The sequence below is a fragment of the Thiocapsa sp. genome, from assembly GCF_022340925.1.
Lineage (GTDB): Bacteria > Pseudomonadota > Gammaproteobacteria > Chromatiales > Chromatiaceae > Thiocapsa.
This window is the reverse complement of sequence record NZ_JAJDNA010000080.1, coordinates 1-12,370: the sequence shown is the minus strand read 5'-3', so window position 1 is coordinate 12,370 and position 12,370 is coordinate 1. Positions and strand designations below refer to the sequence as shown.

Sequence of the window (12,370 nt, the reverse complement as noted above, 5' to 3'; positions counted from 1 at the left end):
CCCTGGCCTCGATTGCCTGTTCTTGGCTGGTGAGAGTCAATGGAGGCTGCACTTCTTGGGTTGCTTCCGCTGCCACACGGGCAGGGTGGTTGCGTCCACTCTTTTGCGGCGTCAGCTCATCCCGTTTCCGCAGTCCAGAAAATTGAGCGAGATCTGGTGGCGGTCTGCGACCAGGGTTGCCTGCGGCCCCCGTTCGGTGCGGAACGTCCCGCCGGGGGCTCCTCATGCTGCGACAGGCTCGGAAGCCCGCTCGAAGTCGATTAGAATACCCTAATGCTGAGACCTGAGACGCGGGTGGCGGCCCGAACCCTGCTCGCGGTCTCATTTGGATCCCGCATCCGGGCTGCAGCGCGGGGGCGGTGAGCTTGCGTTGCGACCGGACCGACTGTCCGGGCGGGCCGGCCGACGGGCGGTATCTGAATGACTCCGTTTTCGCTAGGATGGTCCAGCGTCACCCCACTGCGGAGATGGTTTCCCGTCCCGCCTGACGCACCGGCGTGTCCTTCCGCTGCCGATCCGGGAGTCGGGCGGTGATCCGGTGGAGCCAGAACCCGAGTCGTCGGGAGCCCGAACCCCTCGGCAGCCGCGTGCCGAAAACAAGGTCACTGGAGGAGACCGTGAACGCTAGCCTGAAAGACCCACTGACCTTGCGCGTCGTCGTCCTCGTGGGCGCCGTGCTGCTCTGTAACGGTCCCGGTCACGCACGCGAGCCCTGGAGCGCTCGCCTGGAGCGCGGCGGAACGGTGGAGGTCGATCCCCGGACCAATCGGCCCGTCCTGATCGAGAACGGCCGCGAGACGCAACTCTGGGACGGTGTCCATCGCTTGGACGACGGGTCGGTGATCCGGATTGAGAGCGGGCGGATCGTGCCGACGACCGATATGCTTGGGGGCGGCAGCCCGCCGAGCGAAGCGGCCGAGCCCGAGGGTCCAGATCAGGACGGTCAACCCGCCGACGCACTCGTGGACGGCACCTCGCCCTGCGAGCGTCTGGTCCTCAAGGTCTGTGGGGCAGCGCGTGCCTGCTGGCGCGAGGTCGCCTGCGAGGCCGCGCGCCAGCTCCGTGAAATGGAGCGGGAGGAATGGCTCAAGGGCGCAGATCCCAAGGTAATCACCGAGAGCGGGAAACAGTGTCGCGAAGCCATGGACAACACCTTCTTTGCGCCGTGCGATTAGCCCACGAGGAAGGTCAGGCGCGGGGATGACCCGGAGACGCCGACAGACCGCGGGCGCAGGCGGTTGTGCCGGCGGGCGCGCCCATGGCAGGGACGGGGGCAAGCGCTGTGCGATCATCGCGGCCTGGTGAGGTATTGACGTCCATGCATCCGGACGCCCGGAAAGACACGCACTCGCCGCTCAGACCACCGCTGCCGCGCCGACCCGGTGAACGCCTCTTGTGGGGGCGACTCTACGGTGCGGGGGCGGCGCTCGCGATCGCCAATGCCGCCCAGCAGCATCAGGGGCTGATCCTGGCCGTGGTGGCCGATGTCCAGGCGGCCGCCAGTCTGCGCGCGGAGCTCGGTTTTTTTCTTGCCGGATGCGAGCTGCCCCTGCTCGGTTTCCCGGACTGGGAGACCCTGCCCTACGATGTCTTCTCGCCGCTTCCGGAGCTGGTCTCCGAGCGGCTGCTGACCTTGCGTCGCCTGCCCGAGCTGCGAAAAGGCGTCCTGGTCGTCCCGGCCGGCACCCTGATGCAGCGGCTACCCCCGCGCGAGTATGTGGACGGACAGTCCCTGGTGCTGGCGATTGGTGACCGCCTTGATCTGGATGCGACCCGCCGCCGTCTGGAGCGCGCGGGTTATTCATGCGTCTCACAGGTCATCGGACACGGCGAGTACGCGGTCCGCGGCTCTTTGCTCGACGTCTTTCCGATGGGCAGCGAGGTCCCGCTGCGGATCGATCTCTTCGATCAGGAGGTGGAGACCATCCGCACCTTCGACCCGGAGACGCAGCGCTCGCACGACAAGGTCGAGCGCGTCCGACTGCTGCCAGCCCGGGAGTTTCCGCTAACGGACGCGGCAATCGCCGCGTTTCGCCAGCGCTATCGGGCGAGCTTCGAGGGTGACCCCCAGGCAAGCCTCATCTATCGGGAGGTATCCGAAGGACGCACGCCTGGCGGGCTGGAATACTATCTGCCACTCTTTTTCGAAGCGACCGCAACCCTGTTCGACTATCTGCCGGCGGAGGTGCTGGCGATCGAGTCCGAGACCTGCCGTGAGAGCGCCGCCACACTCATGGCGAGCGTCGCGCAGCGTTTCGAGCAACGGCGTCACGACATCGAGCGCCCCCTCCTGCCGCCGAGCCGGCTCTATCTCCATCCCGATGAGATCGCCGCCGCCTTGAACCGTCTGTCCGGCGTCCTCTACCAGTCACCGGAGGTCGCGGCCCGGCGCAAGGGTTATGCGGCGGTCCACAACTTCGCGACCACGACCCTGCCGCCGCTCGGGATCCAGGCGCGCGCGGCGCGGCCTGCGCAGGCGCTGCAGGACTTCATCGCTTCCCGCGGGCGACGCGTGCTGCTTGTCGCCGAGAGCACCGGACGGCGCGAGATGCTCGCCCAGCATCTGATGGGCTTCAATATCCACGCTCGACAGGTCGACGGCTGGCGTACCTTCATCGACGCCGAAGTCAGCCTCGCCCTGACGGTCGCGCCCCTCGAGCAAGGCCTGGTGATCGAGGACCAGGCGATCGCCCTGGTCACCGAGACGCAGCTCTACGGCGAGCGGGTGCGCCAGGAGCGCCGGCGCCGGGCGCGCGAGCGTGACAGCGATGCCATCGTCCGCAACCTCACCGAGCTGACCGAAGGTTCGCCGGTCGTCCACGAGGAACATGGCGTCGGACGCTATCTGGGCCTGCAGACCCTCGATGTCGGGGGCCTGAGAACGGAGTTCCTGGCACTGGAGTATGCCAACGGCGACAAGCTCTATGTCCCGGTGAGCTCGCTGCATCTGATCTCGCGCTACACGGGGGCCGGGCCCGAGAACGCGCCTCTCCACCGCCTCGGCGGAGATCAATGGGACCGGATCAAGCGCAAGGCGGCGCAAAAGGCCCACGACGTCGCTGCCGAGCTGCTCGATATCTATGCGCGAAGGGCGGCGCGCCAGGGTGTCGCCTTCCCGGCACCTGGGGACGATTACGCGGCCTTCGCTGCCGCCTTTCCGTTTGAGGAGACACCGGACCAGCTCCGCGCCATCGAGGGCGTGCTCGCCGATATGGCGGACCCCAGGCCCATGGATCGGGTCGTCTGCGGCGATGTCGGCTTCGGCAAGACCGAGGTCGCCATGCGCGCCGCCTTCGTGGCAGTGCAGGGCGGCAGGCAGGTCGCGGTGCTGGTGCCCACGACACTGCTCGCGCAGCAGCACTTCGAGAGCTTCTCCGACCGGTTCGCCGACTGGCCGGTGAAGATCGAAAGCCTGTCGCGGTTTCGCACTGCGAAGGAGCAAAAAAAGATCCTGGAGGGCCTGGCCGACGGGACGGTCGACATCCTGGTCGGCACCCACAAGCTGCTGCAGCCCACGATCCGCTTCAAGAATCTGGGCCTCGCGATCATCGACGAGGAGCACCGCTTCGGGGTGCGCCACAAGGAACAGCTCAAGAACCTGCGCAGCGAGGTGGATGTCCTGACCCTCACGGCGACGCCGATCCCCCGAACCCTGAACATGGCGATGTCCGGGCTGCGCGATCTCTCCATCATCGCCACCCCGCCCGTGGAGCGCCACCCCATCAAGACCTTCGTCAGCCCCTGGAACGACAGCCTGATCCAGGAGGCCGTCCTGCGCGAGCTCAAGCGCGGCGGTCAGGTCTATTTCCTCCACAACGAGGTGGAGACCATCGAGAATCAGGCACAGAAGCTGGAGGCGCTAATCCCCGAGGCACGGGTCCAGGTGGCACACGGACAGATGCGCGAGCGCGACCTCGAGCGGGTCATGCGTGACTTCTATCACCAGCGGTTCAACCTGCTCGTCTGTACCACCATCATCGAGAGCGGCATCGACGTCCCGAGCGCCAATACCATCGTCATCAACCGCGCCGACAAGCTCGGGCTCGCCCAGCTTCACCAGCTGCGCGGGCGCGTCGGCCGCTCGCATCACCGCGCCTATGCCTACCTGATCACGCCTCCCACCAAGGCGATGACTGCGGATGCCAAGAAGCGGCTGGAGGCGATCGAGTCCATGGAGGACCTGGGAGCGGGATTCACCTTGGCGACCCATGACCTTGAGATCCGAGGGGCAGGCGAGCTGCTCGGCGACGAGCAGTCCGGCCAGATCCACGAGGTCGGGTTCGCACTCTACATGGACCTTTTGGAGCGCGCCGTCTCGGCCCTGAAGGCAGGTCGCACCCCCGAGCTCGATCGCCCGCTGAGCCATGGCGCGGAGATCGATCTGGGGCTCCCGGCGTTGCTGCCTAACGATTATCTGCCGGACGTGCACGCGCGCCTGGTCATGTACAAGCGCATCGCCAACGCAGCGAGCCGCGACGAGCTGCGAGAGCTCCATGTGGAGATGATCGATCGCTTTGGCCTCTTACCCGAGCCAGCCAAGAACCTGCTGGAGATCACCGACCTCAAGCTGCGGGTGCAGCCCTACGGCATCCAAAAGATCGAGGCCGGACCCGGCGGCGGGCGCATCTTCTTCGCCGAGACACCGAGCATCGATCCGGGGCACCTGATTCGCTTGATCCAGCAGCGGCCCGAGGAATTCAAGCTCGACGGAAGCGACAAGCTGCGGTTCTTCCGCGATCTGTCCGAGCCGCAGCGACGCCTGCGACAGGTCAATGAGGTGGTTGCTCAGTTGACCGGGTAGGCCGGCAGGGCCTGTGCGCGATCACGGCTCTTTGGTCTGCGCGCACTCCGCGCAGACCCCATAGATGACCAGGGAGTGATCCTCGATCCGGAAATGACGCTCGTCAGCGATCTTGGCCTGGCGTTCCTCGATGAGCGGATCGCAGAACTCGACGACCTTGCCGCATCGGACGCAGACGAGGTGGTCGTGATGATCGCCGCTGTTGAGCTCGAAGACGGATTGCCCGGTCTCGAAGTGGCGCCGGCAGACGAGCCCGGCTCCCTCGAACTGGGTCAACACGCGATACACGGTCGCCAGGCCAATCTCCTCGCCGTGACTGAGAAGCTCTTTGTAGACGTCCTCGGCGCTCATATGACGCTTGCCGGAGCGTTCCAGCACGCTCAGGATGGCGATCCTGGGTGCCGTGACCTTGAGGCCCGCCTGCTTGATCTGCTCGCTTTCCAAGTCCGATCTCCCCCGCCGTAGGCTGGCCCGACACAGCCGATCGGTCTGCCCGGCTCATCTTTTTGATTCGTCGCCCCGATGCTCAGACCCGGGGCCTGCTGTATCATGCGAAGGCTAAACGCAAACGTGCCGCCTTCAACAGATGCCAACGCTACTTCAAGTCCTGCTCCTCGGTTGGCTGGTCGTATCCGGCACCGCCGGGTGCTCCTGGGGCAAGAAGCCCGACCAATATCGGGGCTCGGTCCTGGAGCAACTCCCCTTCGTCTACAAGATGACGGTGCAACAGGGAAATATCATCACCGAAGAGATGGTCGATGGTCTGGAGCTTGGGATGACCAAGCGGCAGGTCCAGTTTTTGCTGGGGACGCCCGTGCTCACGGACTTTTTCCGAACGGACCGCTGGGACTACACCTACACGATCCAGCGCGGACACCAGCCGATGGAGATCCGGTACCTGACGCTGCATTTTTCGGAGGACAGCCTCGCTCGCATCGAGGGGGACATCCGCCCGGATCCAGCCCGCACCCAGGGACGAGAGCCTGCTGAAATGGTGGTCTCAGTGCCGGATCACGAGGAACGGAAGGGGTTCATCAAGCGCAGTCTGGAGGCCGTCGGATTGGAACGCAAGGATTAGGGCCTGTGGACAATCATCGCTCTGCTGAGTCACCGCCCTTGCGCATCGGTTTGCCCTCTGCCGCCCGCCGCTTTCGCGCCTCCTTGGGATCGGCGATCAAGGGGCGATAGATCTCGACCCGGTCACCGTCCGCCAAGACTTGGTCGAGCTTCGCCAGTTTCCCGAAGATGCCCACCTGATTGACCGCCAGGTCGATCTCGGGACATTGCGAGAGGATCCCCGACCGCTCGATCGCCTCGCGCACCAGGGTCCCGACCCGCGCCTCGAGAGAACGTGAGAACTGCTCGCTCGGCCCGACATAGGCGACGGACACCCGCAGGTACTCAGTCACGATACACCTCGTCGGCACGGCGGCAAAAGGCATCCACCAGTGTGTTGGCGATCTGATGGAACACGGCACCGAAGGCCTTGTCGATCAGGTGGCCGGAAAACTCGAACTCCAGCTCCAGCTCGACCTTGGAGGCGTCCTCCCGCAATGGGACAAAACGCCAGGCGCCCACCAGCTTGCGGAAGGGCCCATCGAGCAGATCGATGTTCATCCGCCGATCACGCTCGAACCGGTTGCAGGTGCTGAAGGTTTGACGGATCCCCATCCGGGCAACCTCGATCTGGCCGCAGATCTTCTCATCGGTCTCCGAGATGACCCGGGTCTTATGGCACCAGGGCAGAAACTTCGGATAGGACCCCACGTCGTAGACCAGATCGAACATCTGCGACGCCGAGTATGGCACCAGGGCGCTTTTTCTAACGATCGCCACAACTAACCCAAACCGGTCAACTTCAGAGCGCCGATGGCATTCAGCAACACGATGGCGACGGCAATGGGGGCGACGTAGCGAATCAGCAACCGCCAGATTCGGTAGGCCAGGCCTTCACCCAGTTGCAGCTCGTCGACGGAGGAGGAGCGAGACAACAGCCAACCGGCAAAGACCGCAATCAGCACGCCCCCTAAGGGCAGCAGGATATTGGCCGTCAGATAATCGAACAGGTCGAGAAACCCCTTGCCGAAGATCTTGATCTCCGACCAGGCGTTCAGCGACAGCAGACAGACGATGCCGAGGAGCCAGACCGTGATCCCCGCAAGGACGGAGGCACGTACCCGACTGAAGCTGAGATTCTCGACCAACCAGGCCACCAGCGGCTCCAGGAGCGAGATCGCCGAGGTCCAGGCGGCAAACAGCAGGAGTACGAAAAAAAGCGCCCCAAACAAGGCACCACCCGGCATCTCGCCGAAGGCGATCGGCAGCGTCTGGAAGATCAAGCCGGGACCGCTGTCGGGCGCCAGACCGTTGGCGAAGACGATCGGAAAGATCGCCAGTCCCGCGAGGATGGCGACCAGGGTGTCCAACCCGGCGACGATCAAGGTATTGTGGGCAATCGAGGCATCCCCCTTGAGGTAGGATCCGTAGATCATGATGGCGCCCATCCCGAGACTCAGACTGAAGAAGGCCTGCCCCATCGCGCTCAGAATCGCCTCGCCGGCCTTGCCCTGGAGCTCGGCGAAGTCCGGCGCGAACAGGTAGGTGACCGCCCCGCCGAAATCGCCTGCCTGGATCCCATAGCCGACCATCGCCAGCAGCAGGAGAAACAAGGCGGGCATCAGGAAACGGACGGCCTTCTCCAGCCCGGCAGCAACCCCGCGGGCAACCACGAGCACGACCATCACCATGAAGATGGTGTGCCAGGCAAGGAGGCGCTCGGGGTCGCCGACCAAGCCGTTGAACATGTCTCCGGCAGCGGTGACGTCGATCCCCCTGAACCAACCACCCGCGGCTCGGAACGCATAGGCCATGGTCCAGCCGGCGATCACGCTATAGAAGGAGAGGATGAGGAAGCCGGAGATGATCCCCATCCAGCCGAGCAATTGCCAGGCGCTCGATCGACCCTCCTCGCGGGCCAGCGTCCGCATGGTGTTGATGGGGCTCTGACGACCGCGCCGACCGAGCATGATCTCGGCCATCATGATCGGGAGACCGATCATGCCGACACACAGGAGATAGACCAGGACAAAGGCCCCGCCGCCGTACTCTCCCGCCGTATACGGGAAGCGCCAGATGTTACCGAGACCCACGGCCGACCCGCTGGCGGCCAAGATAAAGGCCAGCCGGGTCGACCACATGCCATGGATCGAGTTGGTCGCCATCACCTGTGGCTCCTATAGAAAACGAGGCGATCTGCGCGCCTTGTGGGTGAACGAGGCTCCCGTGGGAAGGGAGCCGGTCGCTGGGTCAACCCGAGTCAGCGCGCTCAGAAATACCAGGCCTGGCGGCTCCCATGCGGGGTCATGAGCCGGCCCGTGCTTGCTCGCCCGAGGAGCGATCAGCACAAAAAAGCCCAGGCCGATGCCCAGGCGCGCGTCATTCTCCGGCAATTGGGGCTGCCGCTCCCCAATGGCGGCCGAGCGGACACGGGCCGCCCGGCGCGGCCGTGATCAAGACACCGGCTCGCCCAGCGGGCTCGCGATCTGCTCGCGAACCACCTCGGCAAGCCACTCGCCGAGCCGCCTGACCTCGCCCTCATCGACGCCCTCAACCATGACGCGGACCAACGGCTCGGTCCCGGAGGTCCGCAGCAGGAGGCGCCCCCGACCGGCGAGCTCGCACTCCGCGGCGGCCACCGCATCGCGCACCGCGGGCAGGCTCACCACGTCCCGGCGCTCACCCGTCCGCACGTTGATCAGGACCTGCGGATAGCACTCGACTTCGGCACAGATCGCATCCAGACTGGTCTCCAGACGCTTCAGCCCGGCCAGGACCTGTAGGGCGGCGACGATCCCGTCTCCGGTGCTGGTGCGGTCTCGGCAAATGATGTGCCCTGACGGCTCACCGCCGAGAATGCCGTCGACCCGTTTCAGGTGCTCCATGATGTAACGGTCGCCGACGTTGGCTCGGACAAAACCGATACCCAGGCGCCCGAGCGCGTGCTCGAAACCCAGATTGCTCATCAAGGTCCCGACCACCTCTCCCCGCATCGCACCTCCGGCCGAACGGTCTTTGGCGATGACGTACAGCAGTCGATCGCCGTCGACCAGGCGCCCCGTCGAGTCGACCATCAGCACCCGATCGCCGTCGCCGTCGAAGGCAATGCCCAGGTCCGCCTTTTCGCCCACGACCGCCTGTCGGAGCGCATCCGGCTGGGTCGAGCCGACCGCGCGGTTGATGTTGAAGCCATCCGGCTCGGTACCGAGCCGGACCACCTCCGCGCCGAGCTCCTCGAACACATAGGGGGCGGTGTTGTAAGTCGCGCCATTGGCGCAATCGACCACGACCTTCAGTCCGCGAAAGTTCATGGAGGACGGAATCGTGCTCTTGCAGAACTCGATGTAGCGCCCGTTCGCGTCCTCGACGCGACGTACCTTGCCGAGCGCAGCGGACTCTACGGTGCGCAGGGGCTGCTCGAGCTCGGCCTCGATCGCTTCCTCGACCTCGTCCGGCAGCTTGTCACCGTCCGGTGAGAAGAACTTGATGCCGTTGTCTTGATAGGGGTTGTGGGACGCCGTGATCACGATGCCGGCCGAGGCGCGAAAGGTCCGAGTCAGATAGGCCACCCCGGGCGTCGTCATCGGACCCAGCAGCCGGATGTTGACACCGGCTGCGACCAGTCCGGCCTCCAGGGCCGATTCGAACATATAGCCGGAGATACGGGTGTCCTTTCCAATCAGCACCTTGCCGCCATTGCCCTTGGCGAGCACACGCCCGGCGGCCCAACCGAGCTTCAAGACAAAATCGGGGGTGATCATGCCCTCACCGACCCGCCCGCGGATGCCGTCGGTGCCAAAATAGCGACGGGTCGACATCAGTCGCCTCCTTGTTCGTCAGTGCTCGCCGGCAGGCCGGCCGACCGGTCCCTCAGCGGGTCTGGCTTCGGTGCCGACCGGGCCCGCGCGTCCGGCGCGACGCCCGCCCTGCTCCTCATCTTCCCAGTCCCGCGGCGGCCGGGGCGAGCGACCGGCCATGATGTCGTCGATCTGGCCCGCGTCGATGGTCTCGTACTTGATCAGCGCCTCGGCCATCGCATGCAGCTTATCCATGTTGGCGAGCAGGAGACCCCGGGCGCGCTCGTAGTTGCGCTCGATGACGTTGCGGATCTCCTCATCGATCAGATGGGTCGTCTCATCCGACACGCTCTTGTGCTGCGTCACCGAGTGGCCGAGGAACACCTCCTGCTCCTCCTCGCTGTAGGTGAGCGGACCCAGCTTGTCTGATAGCCCCCACTTGGTCACCATGTTGCGCGCGATCTCGGTTGCCCGATGGATATCGTTCTGCGCGCCCGTGGTCACGCTCTCGGGACCGAAGATCAGCTCTTCCGCGAGACGCCCGCCGAAGAGGCTCGAGATGCTGCTCTCCAGGCGCTGCTTGCTGTAGCTGAAGCGGTCGTCTTCGGGGAGGAAGAGCGTCACCCCCAATGCGCGGCCGCGCGGGATGATACTCACCTTGTGCACCGGGTCGTGCTCGGGGACGAGGCGGCCGACGATCGCGTGACCCGACTCATGGTAGGCGGTCAGTCGCTTCTCGTCGTCGGACATCACCATGGAGCGGCGCTCGGCACCCATCATGATCTTGTCCTTGGCCTTCTCCATGTCGTCCATGTCGACCATCTTCTTGTTGGCGCGCGCGGCGAAGAGTGCCGCTTCGTTCACCAGATTGGCCAGATCCGCGCCGGAAAATCCCGGAGTCCCCCGGGCGATAACCGACGCCTTGACGTCCTCCGCGGCCGGGATCTTGCGCATGTGCACCTTCAGGATCTGCTCGCGGCCACGCACATCCGGGAGCGGAACGACCACCTGTCGATCGAAACGGCCGGGGCGCAGGAGCGCTGGGTCGAGCACATCGGGACGGTTGGTCGCCGCGATCACGATGACACCCTCGTTGCCCTCGAAGCCGTCCATCTCGACCAGGAGCTGATTCAGGGTCTGCTCGCGCTCGTCGTGACCGCCCCCGAGGCCGGCGCCCCGATGCCGACCCACGGCGTCGATCTCGTCGATGAAGATGATGCAGGGCGCATGCTTCTTCGCCTGCTCGAACATGTCGCGCACGCGCGAGGCGCCGACCCCGACGAACATCTCGACGAAGTCAGAGCCCGAGATGGTGAAGAAAGGAACCTTGGCCTCACCGGCGATGGCGCGGGCGAGCAAGGTCTTACCCGTGCCAGGCGGGCCCACCATGAGGACGCCCTTGGGGATCTTGCCGCCCAGTTTCTGGAACTTCGTGGGATCGCGCAGGAAATCGACCATCTCGGAGACCTCGTCCTTGGCCTCCTCGGCACCGGCGACGTCCTGGAAGGTGACCTTGACCTGGTCTTCAGAGAGCATCCGCGCGCGGCTCTTGCCGAACGACATGGCACCACGGCCGCCGGCACCCCCCTGCATCTGCCGCATGAAGAAGATCCAGATAGCGATCAGGATCAACAGCGGGAACCAGTTGATCAGGACCTGCATCAGGATCGACTGTTGCTCGGGGGGCGCGGCCTTGATCTCCACGTCGTGGTTCAGGAGGTCACCCACGAGTCCGTCATCGCCGGGGCTGAAGGTCGTGAAACGCTGCCCGGCGACGGTGACCCCCTCGATCGTGCGGTCCTGAATCGTCACCTCCTTGACCTCGCCCTGCCTCACCTGCTCGATGAAATCCGAATAGGTGAGGGTGCGTGGAGCCGTCGGCACGGTGGTGAAATTATTGAACACGGACATCAGCACGATGGCGATGACCACCCACAAAAGTATGTTTTTCGCCATGTCACTCACGGCTATTTGCCCCTGTTGAAGGTGTACCGACTCACGGGCGTCCCCATCAGACGCTCGAAGCTAGCACCGAAGCGCTAAGGATGAAAGCCCTTAGCAACCAGGTAAAGCTCCCGGCTCTCGCGCCGCGAGGATCTCGGCTTGCGGCTCGACACCCGGGAGAAGCTCGACCGCATCTCGGAGAGCACCGCATCGAACCCCTCGCCCTGAAACAGTTTGACGACCAGCCCCCCCCCGGGTTTCAGACACTCCCGTGCCAGGTCCAAGGTGAGCTCGGCCAGATAGACCGCACGGGGCTGGTCCACGGCCGTCACACCCGAGATGTTGGGGGCCATATCCGAGAGAACCAGATCGAGCAGCCGGTCTCCCAGGACACGGCGCAGCCGCTCGAGCACATCGGGGTCGCGGAAGTCTCCCTGCAGCAGGGTCACGCCGGGAAGGGGATCCACCGGGAGCAGATCCAGCGCCACCACCTGCCCGCGCGGCCCGACCAGACCGACCGCGATCTGCGACCAGCTGCCGGGCGCCGCGCCCAGGTCCACGACTCGCATTCCAGGCCTGAGGATCTGGTCCTTGGCCTGGATCTCGAGAAGCTTGTAGGCGGCTCGGGACCGATATCCCTCCTGCTGGGCGCGTTTCACGAACGGGTCGCTCAGGTGACGGTCGAGCCATTGGCGGCTGGAAGGTGTCCTCCCCATGAGGCGAGCACTCCTACAAGGCGGTTTTGACGCGGCCCCAGCCGATGCTGCGTAGA

The 12,370-nt window shown here is 65.1% G+C and carries 10 protein-coding genes; 3 read left to right on the top strand and 7 right to left on the bottom strand.

The genetic code is table 11. The annotated features are described in order from the left end of the window. The first annotated feature begins 617 nt into the window (after positions 1 to 617). Positions 618 to 1,175, top strand: coding sequence for a hypothetical protein (locus tag LJE61_RS09930; RefSeq protein ID WP_296911465.1), 558 nt, complete (start codon positions 618 to 620; stop codon positions 1,173 to 1,175). Positions 1,176 to 1,318: 143 nt separating this feature from the next. Next, entirely contained in the window at positions 1,319 to 4,801 is a 3,483-nt protein-coding gene (gene mfd, locus LJE61_RS09925; protein ID WP_296911463.1) for a transcription-repair coupling factor, read from the top strand. Positions 4,802 to 4,822: 21 nt separating this feature from the next. Here mfd and fur read toward each other — a convergent pair whose 3' ends face one another. Further along, the gene (gene fur, locus LJE61_RS09920; RefSeq protein ID WP_296911461.1) at positions 4,823 to 5,245 is read right to left on the bottom strand and encodes a ferric iron uptake transcriptional regulator; all 423 of its coding nucleotides are present in this window, start codon (positions 5,243 to 5,245) and stop codon (positions 4,823 to 4,825) included. A 142-nt stretch (positions 5,246 to 5,387) separates the two neighbouring features. On the opposite strand from fur, the gene LJE61_RS09915 reads away from it, so the two are divergent. Next, on the top strand, positions 5,388 to 5,879 hold the full coding sequence (locus tag LJE61_RS09915; RefSeq protein ID WP_296911459.1) for an outer membrane protein assembly factor BamE: 492 nt from the start codon (positions 5,388 to 5,390) through the stop codon (positions 5,877 to 5,879). A 13-nt stretch (positions 5,880 to 5,892) separates the two neighbouring features. On the opposite strand, the gene LJE61_RS09910 is transcribed toward LJE61_RS09915, so the two are convergent. The 6 genes from LJE61_RS09910 to rlmE all read right to left on the bottom strand — a co-directional run bounded on the left by LJE61_RS09910 (position 5,893) and on the right by rlmE (position 12,314). After that, positions 5,893 to 6,210, bottom strand: coding sequence for an RnfH family protein (locus LJE61_RS09910; RefSeq protein ID WP_296911457.1), 318 nt, complete (start codon positions 6,208 to 6,210; stop codon positions 5,893 to 5,895). Further along, complete coding sequence (locus LJE61_RS09905) at positions 6,203 to 6,637, bottom strand: type II toxin-antitoxin system RatA family toxin (protein WP_296911454.1); 435 nt, start codon at positions 6,635 to 6,637, stop codon at positions 6,203 to 6,205. Before LJE61_RS09905 ends, LJE61_RS09910 begins: the two co-directional genes overlap by 8 nt. Positions 6,638 to 6,639: 2 nt before the next feature. Next, the gene (locus LJE61_RS09900; RefSeq protein WP_296911452.1) at positions 6,640 to 8,025 is read right to left on the bottom strand and encodes a sodium-dependent transporter; all 1,386 of its coding nucleotides are present in this window, start codon (positions 8,023 to 8,025) and stop codon (positions 6,640 to 6,642) included. A gap of 285 nt (positions 8,026 to 8,310) precedes the next feature. Next, positions 8,311 to 9,675: a phosphoglucosamine mutase gene (gene glmM, locus LJE61_RS09895; RefSeq protein WP_296911451.1), complete on the bottom strand. Its 1,365-nt coding sequence runs from the start codon at positions 9,673 to 9,675 to the stop codon at positions 8,311 to 8,313. A gap of 18 nt (positions 9,676 to 9,693) precedes the next feature. Further along, positions 9,694 to 11,610 carry an ATP-dependent zinc metalloprotease FtsH gene (ftsH, locus tag LJE61_RS09890; protein ID WP_296911449.1) on the bottom strand — a complete coding sequence of 639 codons (1,917 nt, stop codon included), beginning with the start codon at positions 11,608 to 11,610 and terminating at the stop codon, positions 9,694 to 9,696. Between the two features lie 83 nt (positions 11,611 to 11,693). Continuing rightward, positions 11,694 to 12,314: a 23S rRNA (uridine(2552)-2'-O)-methyltransferase RlmE gene (gene rlmE / locus LJE61_RS09885; RefSeq protein WP_296911446.1), complete on the bottom strand. Its 621-nt coding sequence runs from the start codon at positions 12,312 to 12,314 to the stop codon at positions 11,694 to 11,696. Between the last annotated feature and the right edge of the window lie 56 nt (positions 12,315 to 12,370).